Source organism: Arthrobacter sp. TMN-49 (genome assembly GCF_054511095.1).
The window spans coordinates 25,189-42,103 of record NZ_JBTNDH010000032.1; the positions used below are offsets into that span (position 1 = coordinate 25,189).

The window sequence follows — 16,915 nt, forward strand, 5'->3', positions numbered from 1 at the left end:
AGGCAGACAATGGCGATTTCGGGCAGGTTCTTCTTTTTGGCGTTGGCTGCCCTGGTGCCCATCATTGCCGTGCCGGGACCTATGACCTGGCTGTTGGCGCTGGGTGTTTTGCTTCTGGTGGTGATGCTTGACCTGTCCCTCGCAGCATCCCCACGCCAAACAGTATGGCGGCGCGTGATCCCCTCGGGGGTGCGTCTGGGCGAACGCGCCACCGCCGTGCTGCGCCTGGCCAACGAATCCTCGAGGCCGCTGACAGCTGTTATCAAGGACGGCTGGCAGCCGTCGGCCGGTGCCAGCAACGCCGTGCAAACTGTGCGGGTTCGCCCCGGCGAGCGGGCCGCGCTGAGCGTTGCCCTGTTGCCCACGCGCCGTGGCGATCTCCGCACCCACCATGTGACCCTGCGGTCCTTTGGCCCCCTGGGCATGGCTGCACGGCAAAAAACCATCGAGGCGCCAGGCACCTTGCGGGTGTTGCCGGCATTCCATGCCAAGCGCCATTTGCCCTCCAAGTTGCGCAAATTGCGCGAATTGGATGGCAAGGCTGCCGTGCAGATTCGTGGCGCGGGAACAGAATTTGATTCGCTGCGCGACTACGTCCGCGGCGACGATGTCCGCTCCATCGATTGGCGCGCCACGGCCCGGCGCCGTGATGTGGTGGTCCGCACGTGGCGGCCCGAACGTGACCGCCGTGTGGTGATTGTTTTGGACACCTCACGCACCTCGGCGGCCCGCATTGAGGATGAGACGGCCCTTGATACTGGTATTGAGGCGTCATTGTTGCTGGCTGTTTTGGCAGAGCGCGGCGGGGACAGGGTCAGCCTGATAGCTTTTGACCGCCGCGTCCGTACCCGCGTTTCCTCCACCGGCAAGGGCAATATGCTCAACGCCATGGTGCAAGGCCTTGCCCCGATTGAACCGGAACTGATTGAGCTGAACACCTCGGCCATCCCCGGGCAGATTCGGGCCGTCACGGCCCACCGTTCCTTGGTGGTGCTGGTGACGTCCTTGGATGCCGGGGCAGCCGAGGAAGGGCTCATCCCGCTGGTGACATCCTTGGCGCAAAACCACGTTGTGGTGGTGGCGTCGGTGCGTGACCCGGCCGTGGATGCTGCCCGCAGGGAGCGCACCACCACCACGTTGACTTACCGTGCTGCTGCTGCCGAACACGCTCTGAACCGCCGCTCGGCCATCACTGCCGTCCTCAAGCAGGCCGGCGCCTCGGTGGTGGACGCGCCGCCGATGGAGCTTCCCCCGCAACTGGCGGACATGTACATCAGGCTCAAAGCCGCCGGGCGGCTCTAGCTGTTGCGGATCTCACTGAGCGCGTCGGCCACTTCCAGTGTCCTGTTCACCACGGACCGGGCTTCCTGAGGGGTCAACTGGGCCAGACCGCCCTCCGGCGTGATGCGCAGCTGATTGAGCACGTTACTGGGCAGTCCCAATCCCTGCCAGGGCCGGGTGATCCGTGCCACCAGGGCCGAGTACGACGGCGGCAGCTGGCCTGCGTTGGCCGGGACAGTCCCAGCCCACACCTGCAGGCCCGATTCGATGGCACCGGCCAACAGTTCCCAGTGTCCGGTATCTAAGGTGTTCAGCGGCAAGGCCACTGCGTCAATCCCACAGTCAAGGGCGATCTCAAGCGCCTTGCGCCATGCTGCTGATTCAGCACGCTGCGACTCTGGGAGCCGTTCACCCGCGATGGACACCTGGTCCGGGGCAAGGTTGATGGCCACCTTCGCGAAGCCGGCCTCCCGTGCAGCTTGGACCAACGCGGTCCAGGTGGCGCGCAGCTCCGCGGCCGGGATAGACCGCAAGGTCCTGTAGCCCGAGGCTGTGGGGATGGTGCCGGCAAGGGCCGGAGCAATCTCCGGCTCATCAATCTGCAGGGTCAGGAGCGCTTCCGGCACGGCGGCCCGGAGCTTTTCTGCATGTACCGCCAGCCCCGCAGCCAACGACTGGGCAATGTCGCGCCGGGCACCATAGTCACGCAATGCACGCTCGCCATAGTGTAAGTGGATGGAGGCGGCAAGGGACAACGGACCGCGCACATGAATTTTCAGGTCATCGGGGTAGATCTCGCCAGCGCCGGCAACATCAGCGAGGACGTTGATGTCGGTGGACAGTGCGGAGGTGGCGCGGCGCAGATCCTGACCGGCCCGGTCCACGAATCGCCACCCGTAGGGCTGGACATCAACGGGGAGTTCCACCAGCAGGGCCGCCGTACGCCCCACCGGGTCCGAGCCAACACCGCGGGCAGGCAGATCTACCAACACCGGCAGATGAGGACTCGTGAACAGGCCCAGCGAAACCTTGGCGGCCTCCACCGGGTCGGTACCGGGCCAGGGGCCTAGGGCCGTGGCCGTCACCGTGGCCGGTGGTTTCTGGGGCGCATCCGCCAAGGAACTTGCTAGACGCTCAGCTGAGGGGCTCACCGGGTTTGGGCGCCGCCGTCGGATGCTTCCTCGGACAAGCCCGTGGGGCTGTCGGGGGAAGCGACGAACCGTTGGCCGTCAACACTGACCACCGGAACAACTCCCGTTGCGGCCACGGCGGAGTGGCTCTCGGAGATCGCCTGGTGGTGGTGGATGACCTCACTGATAATGAAGTTCAGGAACTTTTCAGCAAAGGCTGGGTCCAAGTGGGCCGACTCGGCCAAGGCTCGCAGCCGCTGAATCTGGGCAAATTCACGGTTCGGGTCCCCTGCCGGCAGCTGGTGCTTGGCCTTGAGTACGCCAACACGCTGGGTGGCCTTGAACCGCTCGGCCAGCAGATACACCAAGGTGGCATCGAAGTTGTCAATGCTGGAGCGGATGGACAGCAGCTCGGCCATGACGGCCGGGTCAACGGCGCCCGTGAGGGAACTGGCGCCTGGATCGAATGCTCCAGCGGACAGGTTCGCAGAGGCGTGAATCGGTTCGGTCATAAAAACAGTTTAGGTGGTGTGCCGCGGGGACAAAACCGCTGTCCACACAGCACACCACCTAAGAACGCTACCCCGCAGCCAGCAACGCCCGATGGACGGCCCGACGCTCGGCTTGCTCCACCGGGTTGGGCACGGGCAGGGAGGCAATCAGGCGCCTGGTGTAGTCATTTTGGGGATTTCCCATGATCTGATTGCCGATGCCCTGCTCCACCAATTTGCCCTTGTACAGGACGCCCACCCACTCGGCCAGAATATCCACCACGGCCAGGTCGTGGCTGATGAATAAGGCGGCAAAACCCTGTTCGGCCTGGATTTCCCGGAACAGCTCCAGCACCTTCGCCTGCACCGAAACATCCAGGGCGGAGGTCGGCTCGTCGGCGATCAACAGTTTCGGTTTCAACGCCAACGACCGTGCCAGGGAGGCCCGCTGCCGTTGCCCTCCGGATAGCTCGTGCGGGAACCTGCTGGCATAGGATTGCGGCAACTGCACCGACTCCAACAGCTCCGCCACCTTCTTGGTGACGGCCGGTCCGGAAAGATCTGTATGGATGAGCAAGGGCTCGGCCACACATTCGCCAATGCTCAGGTGCGGGTTGAAGGAGGCGGCAGGATCCTGGAACACAAAGCCGATGTCCTTCCGGTGCGGGCGGAAGGTGCGTTCCTTAAAGCCGCGCATCTCATAGCCCAACACTTGCAACGAGCCGCCAGTTGTTTTGTTCAGCCCGGCAATGGCCCGCCCAATGGTTGTTTTGCCGGAGCCGGACTCCCCCACCAGGCCAAACACCTCACCGGCGCTGATGGTGAATGAAACCTTATCCACGGCACGGAATGCGGGACTGCCCAGACGGCCGGGATACTCAATTTCCAGTTCCGTGGCCCGGACCAGTACCTCCGTGTCCTGGAACGCCCGCTCGGTGAAGCCTGCGGAGGCGGAGTTTCGGCCCAAATGCGGCACAGCGGCCAACAACTTCTGGGTGTACGCCTGCTGGGGTGCGGCAAAAAGCGTCTCGGCTGAGGCCTCCTCCACCACGTCACCTTCGAACATGACCACCACCCTGTCCGCCAGATCAGCCACCACACCCATATTGTGGGTGATCAACACCATGGAGGTGCCGTAGCGCCCGCGCAGATCCCTGAGCAGTTCAAGGATTTCTGCCTGGACCGTCACATCCAACGCCGTGGTGGGCTCATCAGCCACAATCAGCCCCGGGTTCAGTGCCAGCGCTGCGGCAATGACCACACGCTGTTTCTGCCCGCCGGAGAACTGGTGCGGGTAATAGTCCACCCGCTTTTCCGGTTCCGGGATGCCCACCTTGTCCAACGCCTCAATGGCTAGCTGGCGGGCTTCCTTCTTGCCCACACGTTTGCCCTGCGGCCGGTGCGCACGCAACCCCTCGGCGATCTGCCAGCCCACCGTGTACACCGGGTTGAGCGCCGTGGAGGGTTCCTGAAACACCATGGCCACGTCCCTGCCCCGGATCTGCCGAAGCTGGTGCGCACTGACCGAGACAATGTTGTTGCCGCTGATGATCACCGCCCCGCTGCTCGTGGCAGTCTCCGGCAACAATCCCAGAATGGCTTTGGCCGTGACCGTCTTGCCGGAACCGGATTCACCGACGATCGCAACAATCTCGCCCGGGGCGACACTGAAGCTGACGTCCTTGACAGCGTTAACATCCCCCGCATCCGTGGCGAACGTGACCTTTAGCTCCGCAATGTCTAAGACGGGGCGCAAGGCATTGCCGTCTTTTTGATCCGTGCTCATGCGTTCACCTTGTCTTTCTTCTTGCCGGCCCGTTTGCGGCCTCGCAGGCGGGGGTCGTTCAGGTCATTCATGGACTCGCCCAACAGGGTCAGTCCCAGCACAGTCAACACAATGGCCGATCCCGGGAACACGCCTGTCCACCAGATCCCGGCGGTCGCATCCGACTGTGCCCGGTTCAGGTCATAGCCCCATTCGGCCGCGTACGTCGGTTCAATGCCAAAGCCAAGGAAGCCCAGGGCTGCCAGCGTCAAAATGGCCTCGGAGGCGTTGAGCGTGAAAATGAGCGGCAGCGTCCGGGTTGCGTTTTTGTAGATGTGTCTGGCCATGATGCGCACGCTTGAGGCGCCCACAACGATTGCCGACTCAACAAAGGGTTCTGCCTTCAGGCGGATGGTTTCTGCACGGATCACCCGGAAGTACTGCGGAATGAACACGACGGTGATGGAGATTGCGGCCGAAAAGATGCCACCCCACAAGCTGGAACTGCCCCGGGTGATGGTGATCGACATGACGATCGCCAGCAGCAAGGTTGGAAACGCATAGATCGCATCACTGACCACCACCAGGATTCTGTCCACCCAGCCGCCAAAGTATCCCGACACCAAACCGAGAATGACACCTGCGAAGATGGAAAGGAACACGGCGATGACCACCACCAGGAACGCCGTTTGGGCCCCCCAAATGGTGCGGGAAAAGACGTCGTAGCCACCCACCGTCGTGCCCCACAGGTGCGTGGGCGACGGCGGAGACTGGGTTTCGCTGAACCCCTGGCTAAAGCCGTAGGGGGCAATCAGCGGCGCGAAGGCAGCTGTCAGCAAGAAGACGGCCGTGATGACAATACCGGCCACCAGCATGCCTCGCTGCAGCCCCACACTCTTTCGCAGATGCATCACCACGGGCAGTCGACTGAACAAGGACTCTTTCGTTCCGGCCATGTCAGTACCTCACCCTCGGGTCGATGAGCGCCGCTATGACGTCAACAATGAAGTTGCTCAGCGCAACGATCACCGCCAGCAGGACAACGATGCCCTGGACTGCCACAAAGTCCCGGGCGGTCAAATAGGCGGCCAGCTGGAAACCAAGACCCTTCCACTCAAAAGTTGTCTCGGTCAGCACGGCGCCGCCGAGCAGCAGGGCTATTTGCAAGCCCATGACGGTGATAATGGGGATGAGTGCAGGCTTGTAGGCGTGCTTGGTCAGCAAACGGTACTCGCTGACACCGCGGGACCTCCCGGCTTCCACATAGTCCTTGCCCAAGGTGCCAATCACGTTGGTGCGGACCAGGCGCAAGAAAATGCCCGCTGTCAACAGTCCCAGGGCCATGGCGGGGAGCACCGAGTGCTGGACAACATCCCAAAAGGCGGCCATATTGCCGCTGCGCAGGGCATCCAACCAGTAAATCCCGGTGGGTGCCGAAAGTTCTGTCATGGCCAGTTCGGTGGCGGTGCCTGAACGTCCGGCCACCGGCAACCAGCCAAGCCAGACAGCAAACACCAGTTTCAGCAGCAGCCCGGCAAAAAAGACTGGTGTCGCGTAAAACAAAATGGCTGCCACACGCAGCAGCGCATCGTGCCATTTGTCCCGCTTGTAGGCGGCCAGCATGCCCAGCGGGATGCCCACGGCCAGCGCCACAATGAGGGAGTTGATGGCAAGCTCTAGTGTGGCGGTGCCGTAGGTGGCCAGCATGTCCGTGACCAGGAGGTTATCGGAGATGGTGCGGCCAAAGTTGCCGGTCAACAGTTGTCCCAGGTACTCGAAATACTGGACCAGGATGGGCCTGTCGTAGCCTGCCTCATGAATGCGTTGGGCCAGTTGTTCCGGTGGCAGGCGCCCGCCAAGCGCCGCCGTAATGGGATCGCCGGTGATCCGCATCAGGAAAAAAACCATGGTGACGAGTATCAAGATGGTGGGGAAGATCAGCAGGAACCTGATCAGAAGGTATTTGCCAAGGCTGCCCCCGGACTTGTTCTTTCGTGGAGGGGTCAGCGGCGAGGCGGAGTTGGCCTCGGGCATCTCAATCATTGCTGTCATGGAAGCTCACAGTTCGTCAATGCCGTGGTGGGTGGGCGAGCAGTGAAGGCGGGGCATCCTGGGAGGCCCCGCCTTCTAAGCTTCGCTGGGTTCTAGTTCTTGGCGCGTGAGGTGCTCAGGCTACTTCGACAGCACGCCCAAACGGAACTTGAACGAGGGATCAAGGGTGTCCTTGACGCCCTTGACGTCCTTGCCCGAGACGGCCACCTGGGCGCCCTGGAGCAGCGGCAGCGTCGGAACATCCTCGGCGACAGCCTTCTGGATGTCCTCGATCAGCTTGGTCCGGGCGGCGGGGTCGGTCGTGGTGCGCTGCTCCTCGATCTTGGCCTGGACGTCCTTGTCCTCATAATGGTTCTTCAGGAAGTTGTTCGCGCTAAAGAACGGGCTCAGGTAGTTGTCGGCATCGGAGTAGTCGGGGAACCAGCCCAGCTGGTACAGCGGGAAGGTGTCCTTGACACGCTCCTTTTGGTAGGTGACCCACTCGGTTGACTGCAGGTTGACCTTGAACAGTCCGCCCTCTTCCAGCTGCTCCTTGATCAACGCGTATTCATCGGCAGATGAAGGACCATAGTGGTCTGGGTTGTACTGCAAGTCAAGGGTGACAGGGGTCTGGATGCCCGCGTCAGCCAAGGTCTTCTTGGCCTTCTCCGCATCGGGTCCGCCCTGGCCGTCACCGTAGGCGTCCTTCATGGGCTCGATCGCACCGGTGAAGCCCTGCGGAACCCAGGAGAACGCCGGTAGGTAGGTGCCCTTGTAGACCCTGTCGGCAATGGCCTGCCTGTCGATCATGTCAGCGGTTGCCTGCCGGACGGCCAGCGACTTGGCGGCATCCGGGGTGGCTGTTTTGGCACCAAAGGGCATGGTGTTGAAGTTGAAAACAATGTAGCGCAGCTCGCCACCGGGGCCAATGTCGACCTGGACCTTGTCATCCTTTTTCAGGCTGTCAATGTCGGTGGCCGTCATGCTGCGCCAGGCAACATCAATGTTGCCCTGTTGCACGTCCAGTTTCAGGTTGTTGGAGTTCGCGTAATACTTGATGGTGGCGGAGTCTGATTTGGCCGCACCCAGCATGCCCTTGTAGTCGGCGTTGGCCTTAAACGCGATGAGCTCGTTTTTCTTGTACGACTCAATCGTGTACTGGCCGGCGAAGGACTTCCCGGCAACGATCGCAGCATCCTCGGTGGCCTTGTCGGCGCTGAACACCGAATCATCGACGATGGGGCCGACGGGGCTTGTCAGGACCTGGGCGAAGGTCTGGTCGTTGGGCGACTTGAGCTTGAACACCACGGTGGTGGCATCGGGGGCGCTGACACTGTCAAGGTTAGCCAGCAAGGTGGCCGGACCGTTGGCATCATTGATCTTTTGTTGGCGGTCAAAGCTGAACTTCACATCCTTGGAGTCAAGGTCTGTACCGTTGGCCCACGTCAACCCCGGCTTGAGTTTGACTGTGTACTCGGTGGGTGAGGTGAACGACGCCGACTCGGCCATGTCCGGTTTCGGATCGGCGCTGCCTGGTGCTGAATTCATCAGGAAGGGGTAGATCTGGTTCATGACCATGAACGATCCATTGTCATAGGAAAACGCCGGATCAAGGAAGGTGACCTTGTCCGTGGTTCCCAAGGCCACAGGGCCGCCGGATGAGCCGCCCTCGGTGGAGGTTCCGCCGCCACTGGGGCCCGTGCACGCGGTTAGTGCCAAAACGGATACGCCAGCCACAGCGATCACCGACCGCAAACCAAACATGTTCTTAGTCATCAGCAAACTTTCTCTAGTGCTTCTCAGGAAGCAGGCCACACATCGTTGTGTGATCTAACCCACTTGCTTGACGATCCCTTTGTATCAGAGTTTGTCAAGCAAATGGTCACATAAAGTAAAGTTGAAGCCAGATGGTTATGGAAGGGCGTCCACCCGGGGACCGGCCTTGAAATGGGAACTGCGACCAAACCAGCCGGCCAGTTTCGTATAGGAATCGGCGGCCAGGGGAACCCTCACCTCGGGGCCAATGCCGCGCTCCGCCCCGCGATGCTCGGGTTTCAACATCCGTTGAGCCCAGACCAGGGATTGATCCGCCAGTACCGGGTCCAAGACGACGGGGACACCTGTGGCCTTGGCCAAGTCCCAGCCGTGGACAGTAAATTCCGCTATTTGCAGGCCAATCCGGCTGCGCAGGGGCGCCTCACCTCCGCCGGGCAGGGCCACCTGGGCGTTCAAGTCCGCCGCGTGCCAGGTTCTCATCAGCAACGCGGCCCCGTCACTAAACCGCGTGGACCAGTCGGCCCCGACGGTGGCTTGGGAGGCCAGCGGGTCAATATTGTGACCACGGGCCATGACCGTGTACTTGTGCAGATCGCACACCACCAGATGGTGCAGCAGGTCCTGCACGGTCCAGTCCCCGCACGGCGTAGGCCACTCTGCCTGATTCGCCGAAATGGCGCCAATAACTTCCGCGCACTGGTTCAGGGCGCCTTCTAAATGCTGGAGCGGGTTGGGAATTGTATGCGGGGGCATCATGTAAACCTTCCGTGAGCCAAGTCACCTGTAGTGGAAGTTTACGCCTGCTTGGGCCGTGATGGAGCCGCTAGGGAATTTCGGGCCGCGCCAAGGACCTGGCCGAATCGATTGTTGCCTGCCCCAACACGCGTGAACCTTGGTACAAAACAACCGTCTGGCCCGGTGCCACACCGCGCAGCGGCTCGGCCAAGGCGACGTTCAGGCTTTGGCGGGCGACGCCGTCGTCCATCAATTCCCGCACAAAAGCTCGGGCCGGAACGGGGTCACCGTGCGCGCGGACCTGGGCGTAACAATCGAACTCTTCCCCCGTGGCCACCTCGGCGATGGGCAGCCCGGCCCAAGAAACCTTGATGCCCTTAAGCTCGTCGATGGCCAGCAGGGCGTGCGGTCCAACAACGACCTTGTTTTCCTTGGGCCTGATTTCCAGCACGAAGCGGGGCTTGCCGTCGGCGGCGGGCGTGCCAAGCTTCAGGCCGCGACGCTGGCCCACAGTGAACTGGTTGGCACCGGTGTGCCCGCCCACAGTTGCACCGGATTCGTCGACGATCTCGCCGTCGGTCATCTTGATTTTCTCGGCCAACCAGCCCGCGGTGTCACCGTCGGAGATGAAGCAAATGTCATGGCTGTCAGGCTTCTTGGCCACCGACAGGCCGCGGGCTTCCGCCTCGGCGCGAACTTCAGCCTTGGACGGGGTGTCGGCGAGCGGGAACATGGAGTGCTTGAGCTGCTCGTGGGTCAGCACGCCCAGCACGTAGCTTTGGTCCTTGGCCCAGTCGGCTGCGCGGTGCAGCTCGGGGTTGCCGTCGGCGTCGGTGATGACCTTGGCGTAGTGGCCCGTGCAGACGGCGTCGAATCCCAGCGCGATGGCCTTTTCCAGCAGCGCAGCGAACTTGATGCGCTCGTTGCAGCGCATGCATGGGTTGGGCGTGCGCCCGGCCGCGTATTCGTCGATGAAGTCCTGGACCACGTCCTCCTTGAACCGTTCGGAGAAGTCCCAGACGTAGTACGGAATACCAAGTTTGTCGCAGGCACGCCACGCGTCGTTGGAATCCTCCACGGTGCAGCAGCCGCGGCTGCCGGTGCGCAGGGTTCCGGGCATGCGCGAAAGTGCCAGGTGAACGCCGACGACGTCGTGCCCGGCATCCACTGCGCGGGCTGCGGCGACGGCTGAGTCAACTCCACCACTCATGGCGGCCAATACTCGCATTACGTACCTTTCAGTTGGTGCAAAAAAATCTGTTCGTGCAGCGTGCCCGCCCGGCAGCTAGCGCGTGCTCGCGGTTTGAATGGACGATTGATGCCCGGCCATGCCGGCTGCTTTTGCTCGGGCGTGAGCGAGCGGCAAGGCCGCCACAAAGGCGTCAACGTCTTCATGGGTGGATGTATGCCCCAAACTAAAGCGTTGTGCGCCACGTGCCGTGTCTTCCCCCAGCCCCATGGCCAGCAGCACATGGGAGGGGCGGGGCACTCCGGCCGTGCAGGCCGACCCTGTGGAGGATTCGACCCCGGCCATGTCCAGCAGGAACAGCAGTGAGTCGCCTTCGCAGCCGGGGAAGGTGAAGTGGACGTTGCCGGGCAGCCTTTTGCCCGGGTCTTGGGCAGGATCCACCCCGCGCAGCACAGCCTCCGGAACTGTTTGGCGAACGGCGGCAATGATCGCATCCCGCAATGCTGCGATCCGGCTGCTTTCGGCCGCAAGATTTTCCGTGACGTCCTGTGCGGCCGCGGCGAAGGCAGCCAGCCCGGCCGTGTCCAGCGTTCCGGAGCGGACGGTGCGTTCCTGGCCGCCACCGTGTTGCACGGGCGTCAGTTGCACGGCCCGGCCCAGCAGGAGTGCCCCCACACCGACGGTGCCGCCAATCTTGTGGGCGCTGATGGACATGGCGGCAAGCCCTGACTGCCTGAAGTTCACGGCAAGGGAACCGAAAGCCTGGACAGCGTCCGAATGCACGGGGATCCCATACGGCTCCGCCAGCGCCACGATCTCGGCGATGGGCTGCACAGTGCCCACCTCATTGTTCGCCCACATGCAGGTGACCAGGGCTACTGTGTCGGCGCCGCCGTCGGCCAGTTCCTTTTTCAGCGCGGCCAGGCTCACGGTGCCGTGCGCGTCGACGGGCAGCCAGACAGCTTCAGCACCTTCATGCTGCTCAAGCCATTCGACAGTGTCTTGCACGGCGGCGTGCTCAACGCTGGAGACCAGGATGCGGGTGCGCGCAGCATCGGCGTCGTGGCGGGCCCAGAACAAGCCCTTGACAGCAAGGTTGTCGGCCTCGGTGCCGCCGGAGGTGAAAATGACTTCAGTGGGGTGGGCGCCGGCAGCACGGGCCACAGTTTCGCGGGCGGCTTCGACGGTGGCGCGGGCGCGACGGCCCGATCCGTGGAGCGAGGACGGATTGCCGCTACGGGTAATAACGGAGGTGAGTGCGGCGAGGGCCGGGGCCGAAAGTGGCGTGGTCGCCGCGTGATCTAGATACACGGGCACTCGGCAATTCTACGGCATCGGCCTTGTCAATGCCTGCCCTCAATGGCAGGATCGGGGTGTCCCACATCACACAATGATCCCGGGGGGATTAAATCCATGCAGAAAGCACTCTTCCGCCGTACAACGGCTGCTGCCCTATGCGCAGTCGCCATGGCAGCAACCACCTTGATAGGTGGCAGCGCCATGGCCGCACCGGCTACGCCTCAATCCACGCCCATTGACTTTCCCGCAGCCGACGGCCAGCTCATGAGCTACGTGGTCAATGCAAAGGCCGCCAACGCCAACAAGACTAAAGACGCTGTGCGGGCCATTGAGGCCGCCGGCGGCGTCGCAGTACAGCAATGGCCCGAGATCGGCGTTGTCATTGTCCAATCCGATCGGGCCAATTTCCGCACAGAGGTTCTCAAGCGAGGGAAGTCGGCGGTGGAATCGGTGGGCGCAACCCGCACCATCCCGGTTGCCGAAGGCACGCCGTCGGGCATCGCCACCCCGTGGCAGAAGGCGCCGGCGCTGCGCAACAAACAGCTGGCCAACACCGACTTGCTCTACGGTGACGCCACGTTCGAGGGCGCTGCGGCGGACCCCCGCGAAGCCGAGCAGTGGAGCCAGGTTCAGATCAAGGCGGACCAAGCGCAACAGATCACCAATGGTTCACCCGATGTGCTGGTTGGTGTTTTGGACAGCGGCATCGACCCGAAGCACCCGGATCTTGCGGCCAACATCGACGTGGCCAGCTCGGTCAACTGCACCAACGCCGGACGCCCGGACACCTCGCCCACAGGCTGGTTCCCCACAACGTCATCCCACGGCACCCACGTGGCCGGCATCATCGGCGCAGCCCGTAACGGCGTTGGCATTGTTGGCGTGGCACCGAACGTGCGCATGTCCTCGGTCAAGGTCGTCAACGACGCCGGCTCGATCTACCCCGAATACGCTATCTGCGGTTTCATGTGGGCGGGCATGAAGGGCATGGATGTCACCAACAACAGCTACTACGTTGACCCGGTGCAGTTCTGGTGTGGCGATCAGCCCGATCAGAAGGCAGTACTGGATGCCGTGGGGCGCGCAGTGAATTGGTCCACGAAACGCGGTGTGGTGCATGCTGCCGCCGCCGGTAACGCCTCCTATGACTTGGCAAACAAGACCACCGACAACGTCAGCCCGAACGACGTCGCCGGGATTGAGCGTGACATCAACAACGGGTGTAAGGACATCCCCACCGAGCTGGAGGGGGTCGTGACGGTGGCCTCCACGGATCAGGCTGGGAAGTTGTCATCCTTCTCCAACCGCGGGCTGAACGTCATTGACGTGGCAGCACCGGGTTCACGCATCCTGTCCACGTTGCCGAACAACACGTACGGCCTGCTCAGCGGCACGTCGATGGCTTCTCCGCAGGTTGCCGGTGTGCTGGCCCTGATGAAGTCCGCGCACCCCGGGTGGAAGCCCGATCAGTTGATTTCTCAGTTGCGCAAGCAAGCCGAGGATCATGTGTGCATGCCATCTGCGACACCGAAAGGTTCCGAGTGCGTCGGCACCCTGCGCAATAACAGCTACTACGGCGAAGGTATTGTGGACGCCTTGCAAGCAATCCTCTAAACCTTAGCTCTCCCTTTTCCGGCGGCCACCTTCCCACGGTGCCCGCCGGAATTGTTTCCGGGACCTTGGAACCGGCCGGGCTCCTGCCCGGGCCCCGCACGGGCTCCCGCCCCAACAAGTGATGTGATTTCCACGGGAAAGAGTTTGGATCATGAACGCGTCAAACAGCACAACAGGTCCTGGCAGCACCGGCACTTCAGTAACCCCCGGCATGGTCATCATTGGTGGCGGTCTGTCGGGAGCCACGGCGGCGGAGACATTGCGCAAGCAGGGCTATGCCGGCGCGGTCACCATTGTGGCGCAGGAGGCTGAAATCCCGTACCAGCGGCCACCGTTGTCCAAGGGATTCCTGGCCGGCAAGGAGGGTGAGGACGCCCTCCTGCCCCTACCCGCCAGCTGGTACCCGGAGCACAATGTCACACTCCTCACCGGTATCTCCGCCACGGCGCTGGATCCTCGCAGCCACACTGTCACCTTGAGCAACGGCGGCACGTTGTCGTATGCCAAGGTGCTCCTCGCAACAGGTGCCGCTGCGCGCCGCATCTCCTGTCCCGGCGTCGACCTTCAAGGGGTGCACACGTTCCGGACCAAGGCCGACAGTCTTGCGCTGAGGGGACTGCTGTCAGGCGGCGGCAAGAACGTTGTCATGATCGGCTCGGGCTGGATTGGCATGGAAATCGCCGCCACGGCCACTGAATTGGGCAACCATGTGGCCGTGCTGGGTGTTGCGGAGGTGCCTCTTTCGGCGGCCCTTGGCACTGAACTCGGCACAGTTTTCACCGAACGGCACCAGGAGGCTGGTGTGCGGTTTGTGCTCCCTGCGAGCGCCGCCGAGATCCGAGGCACTGACGGGCACGTCACCTCCGTGCTGACCACCACCGGGGTGACGCTGCCAGCGGATGTGGTGATCGTGGCTGTGGGTGTTGTCCCTAATATTGGGCTGGCCCAGGCTGCCGGGCTGACCATCAACAACGGCATCGAGGTTTCCGCCTCCCTGCAGACCTCCCACGCTGACGTGTTCGCGGCCGGGGATGTGGCAAATTCCTGGCACCCCTTCACCGGCGCCCACGCCCGCTCCGAGCACTGGGCCAACGCCATTGCCAGCGGGAAGGTCGCCGCACAGTCCATGGTGGGTCAGGACGCTGCACTCGATGCTATCCCGTACTTTTACACCGACCAGTTTGATCTGGGCATGGAGTACTCCGGCTTCGGGGAGCTCACCAGGGACGCCGAGCTGGTGATTCGCGGCAGCCTGAAAAAACGCGAGTTCATAGCCTTCTGGGTCGCCGAAGGACGCGTGGTGGCTGGCATGAACGTCAACATTTGGGATGTTCAGGATGCCATCCGGGCGTTGATCCTCTCACGCCGGATTGTCGACACGCGGGCCTTGGCTGAGCCACAAACCCCACTGGAGGATATTTGATGATGAGTATGATGACTTCGGACCGGACCTCTGCAGCCCCGTTTTACACGCCACCGCTCCTGCACCCCAGGCACCACTTTGGCACCCGGTCGCTGGACTTTAGCCGGCACGTTGCGCTCATGGCCATCATCAACCGCACCCCTGATTCCTTTTACGACGGCGGGGCCAACTATGCCCTTGACGCTGCAGTTGCCGCTTCACTGGCGGCCGTGGCTCAGGGGGCTGACTGGGTGGACATTGGCGGTGTGCCCTTTGCGCCCGGGCCTGCCTTAAGCGTGGCCGAAGAAAGCGACCGCGTGGTGCCGGTCATCGCCGCCGTTGCGGCGGCCAGTGATGTCATCATTTCCGTCGACACGTTTCTGCCCGAGGTGGCGGCCAGCAGTATTGCCGCCGGGGCCACAGTCATCAACGACACCACGGGGCTGGCCAACCCCGAGATGGCCTCGGTGGTGGCCGAATCCGGTGCCCACCTGGTGATCACGCATTCACTGGCTAAACCGCGCACCGCGTATCCTCGGCCCCACTACGACGACGTGGTGGCCGAGGTGGCGGCGTTTTTGGCGCAGAAGGTGGAACTGGCTATCTCGCTCGGAGTCCCGGCCGAGAAGATCATCATTGATCCCGGCCACGACTTAAACAAAAACACCCTGCACACCCTGGCAATCACTAAGCGCTTCAACGAGATTGCGGCATTGGGTTTCCCCACACTGGCAGCGGTATCGAACAAGGACTTCATTGGCGAGACCCTCGACCAAAACAAATCCGAACGGTTGGCAGGCTCCCTGGCCACGGCAGTCATTTGTATCCTCGGTGGCGCCCGAATTCTGCGCATGCACAATGTGGCCGCAGCCAACTCTGCTATTCGCATGACGGAGGCAGTACTGGGCTGGCGGGAACCTGCCTACCTGCTTCACAACATGGGCGAGGTCAACCTGCCAGCTCACCCGGACAAGCCGGCGGGTTCCTGACCATGGCTGCCCCCACGGAGAACACCATGATTGAGCGGATCTTCCCCGATCCTGCCATCCTTTCCGACACCGAGCTGGCGGCGGAGCTCCTTGCTGCGCCCGTCGGGTCCAGCGCCGCCCCGTGGGTGAGCTTCAATTTCGTCTCCAGCATTGACGGCGCAGCCACGGTGGACGGACTCTCGGGACAACTGGGCAATAGCGTTGACCAACGTATTTTCACACAGCTGCGCCAAAACGCGCACGTGATCCTGGTGGGTGCACAAACGGTCAGGGCTGAAGGCTACGGCGGCGAACTACTCAGCCCACAAGCCCAGCAGGCGCGTATCCGGCAAGGGCTGCCCGCACACCCGCCGCTGGCCATCGTCTCCGGTTCGCTGGCATTGGATCCCGGGCTAGACGTTTTCACCAATGCCCCCGTCAGGCCTCTCATTTTGACTGTGGAGTCCGCCCCGGAAGCTTCCCGCACGGCGCTTGCCCGGGTGGCTGACATAGTCACTGTCGGTAAGGATTCACTCGACGTTGGCCTCCTGATAGCCGCACTCGGTGCCCGTGGCCTTCTCCGGATCCACTCCGAGGGCGGCCCAACCCTGCTGGGCACCTTTGCCGCTGCCAACAAAGTGGATGAGTTGCGCTTGACGGTATCGCCGCTGCTGGTGGGCGGCGCTGCGGGGCGCATAGCGCACGGCCCCAGCGGACAGCTGCCCCGGAGCATGTCATTGGTGAGCATCCTGAAGGCGGATTCCATGCTGTTCCTGCGCTACACCCGCCCCCGCCCAGATCTATGATCCAGTTGTTGGACGACATCTTGAATTTTAGGGGTGGTTGCAACACTGGGTGGTTAGCTTGGTATCAGTAGATCACGGAATACTTCGGCTGGTGTTTTCCAGCCGAGTGACTTGCGGGGGCGTGCGTTGAGTTCGTTCGCGACGTACTCGAGGTCCTCGGCGCTGTAGATGCTCAGGTCGGTGCCTTTGGGGAAGTATTGACGCAGGAGCCCGTTGGTGTTCTCGTTGGATCCGCGTTGCCAGGGGCTGGCAGGGTCGCAGAAGTAGACGTCGATGCCGGTTGCCATGCTGAAGCCCTTGTGCTTGGCCATTTCGGCTCCTTGGTCCCAGGTCAAGGAGCCGCGCAGGTGGTCGGGGAGTTTACCCATGGCTTCGATCAGCCCGTCGCGGACGGACTCGGCGGTGTGGTCATTGGGCAGGTGGATGAG

15 protein-coding genes are annotated in these 16,915 nt (G+C 62.6%); 5 read left to right on the forward strand and 10 right to left on the reverse strand.

Features of this window, described 5'->3' with window-relative positions; all coding sequences use genetic code 11:
- Positions 1–9: 9 nt before the first annotated feature.
- Positions 10–1,302: a DUF58 domain-containing protein gene (locus ACX80E_RS13770; RefSeq protein ID WP_459302572.1), complete on the forward strand. Its 1,293-nt coding sequence runs from the start codon at positions 10–12 to the stop codon at positions 1,300–1,302.
- Here ACX80E_RS13770 and ACX80E_RS13775 read toward each other — a convergent pair.
- The 9 genes from ACX80E_RS13775 to ACX80E_RS13815 all read right to left on the reverse strand — a co-directional run bounded on the left by ACX80E_RS13775 (position 1,299) and on the right by ACX80E_RS13815 (position 11,715).
- Positions 1,299–2,432, reverse strand: a complete 1,134-nt coding sequence (locus tag ACX80E_RS13775) for a uroporphyrinogen decarboxylase/cobalamine-independent methonine synthase family protein (protein WP_459302573.1) — start codon at positions 2,430–2,432, stop codon at positions 1,299–1,301. The genes ACX80E_RS13770 and ACX80E_RS13775 overlap by 4 nt on opposite strands.
- A complete protein-coding gene (locus ACX80E_RS13780) occupies positions 2,429–2,923 on the reverse strand; it encodes a chorismate mutase (RefSeq protein WP_459302574.1) in 495 nt (164 codons plus the stop codon). The genes ACX80E_RS13775 and ACX80E_RS13780 overlap by 4 nt, the downstream gene beginning before the upstream one ends.
- 67 nt (positions 2,924–2,990) lie before the next feature.
- The gene (locus tag ACX80E_RS13785; protein WP_459302576.1) at positions 2,991–4,688 is read right to left on the reverse strand and encodes a dipeptide ABC transporter ATP-binding protein; all 1,698 of its coding nucleotides are present in this window, start codon (positions 4,686–4,688) and stop codon (positions 2,991–2,993) included.
- Positions 4,685–5,623, reverse strand: a complete 939-nt coding sequence (locus ACX80E_RS13790; protein ID WP_459302577.1) for an ABC transporter permease — start codon at positions 5,621–5,623, stop codon at positions 4,685–4,687. The genes ACX80E_RS13785 and ACX80E_RS13790 overlap by 4 nt, the downstream gene beginning before the upstream one ends.
- Before the next feature lies 1 nt (position 5,624).
- Positions 5,625–6,719, reverse strand: a complete 1,095-nt coding sequence (locus tag ACX80E_RS13795; RefSeq protein WP_459302579.1) for an ABC transporter permease — start codon at positions 6,717–6,719, stop codon at positions 5,625–5,627.
- Positions 6,720–6,839: 120 nt separating this feature from the next.
- Entirely contained in the window at positions 6,840–8,474 is a 1,635-nt protein-coding gene (locus ACX80E_RS13800; protein ID WP_459302580.1) for an ABC transporter substrate-binding protein, read from the reverse strand.
- Between the two features lie 135 nt (positions 8,475–8,609).
- On the reverse strand, positions 8,610–9,227 hold the full coding sequence (locus ACX80E_RS13805; protein ID WP_459302581.1) for a TIGR03086 family metal-binding protein: 618 nt from the start codon (positions 9,225–9,227) through the stop codon (positions 8,610–8,612).
- Positions 9,228–9,297: 70 nt separating this feature from the next.
- Positions 9,298–10,437 carry a tRNA 2-thiouridine(34) synthase MnmA gene (gene mnmA / locus ACX80E_RS13810; RefSeq protein ID WP_459302582.1) on the reverse strand — a complete coding sequence of 380 codons (1,140 nt, stop codon included), beginning with the start codon at positions 10,435–10,437 and terminating at the stop codon, positions 9,298–9,300.
- A gap of 57 nt (positions 10,438–10,494) precedes the next feature.
- Positions 10,495–11,715 carry a cysteine desulfurase family protein gene (locus tag ACX80E_RS13815; RefSeq protein ID WP_459302583.1) on the reverse strand — a complete coding sequence of 407 codons (1,221 nt, stop codon included), beginning with the start codon at positions 11,713–11,715 and terminating at the stop codon, positions 10,495–10,497.
- A gap of 96 nt (positions 11,716–11,811) precedes the next feature.
- Here ACX80E_RS13815 and ACX80E_RS13820 point away from each other — a divergent pair, with 96 nt between their 5' ends.
- From ACX80E_RS13820 to ACX80E_RS13835, 4 genes are all read left to right on the forward strand, one after another.
- On the forward strand, positions 11,812–13,311 hold the full coding sequence (locus tag ACX80E_RS13820; RefSeq protein ID WP_459302584.1) for a S8 family serine peptidase: 1,500 nt from the start codon (positions 11,812–11,814) through the stop codon (positions 13,309–13,311).
- A 151-nt stretch (positions 13,312–13,462) separates the two neighbouring features.
- Complete coding sequence (locus ACX80E_RS13825) at positions 13,463–14,734, forward strand: NAD(P)/FAD-dependent oxidoreductase (RefSeq protein WP_459302585.1); 1,272 nt, start codon at positions 13,463–13,465, stop codon at positions 14,732–14,734.
- Between the two features lie 2 nt (positions 14,735–14,736).
- Positions 14,737–15,702 (forward strand): dihydropteroate synthase, encoded by a 966-nt coding sequence (gene folP, locus ACX80E_RS13830; protein WP_459302586.1) that lies wholly within the window; start codon positions 14,737–14,739, stop codon positions 15,700–15,702.
- A gap of 2 nt (positions 15,703–15,704) precedes the next feature.
- Positions 15,705–16,487 (forward strand): pyrimidine reductase family protein, encoded by a 783-nt coding sequence (locus ACX80E_RS13835; RefSeq protein ID WP_459302587.1) that lies wholly within the window; start codon positions 15,705–15,707, stop codon positions 16,485–16,487.
- A 53-nt stretch (positions 16,488–16,540) separates the two neighbouring features.
- On the opposite strand, the gene ACX80E_RS13840 is transcribed toward ACX80E_RS13835, so the two are convergent.
- A partial coding sequence (locus ACX80E_RS13840; RefSeq protein ID WP_459302588.1) for an IS30 family transposase occupies positions 16,541–16,915 on the reverse strand: 375 nt, incomplete at its 5' end.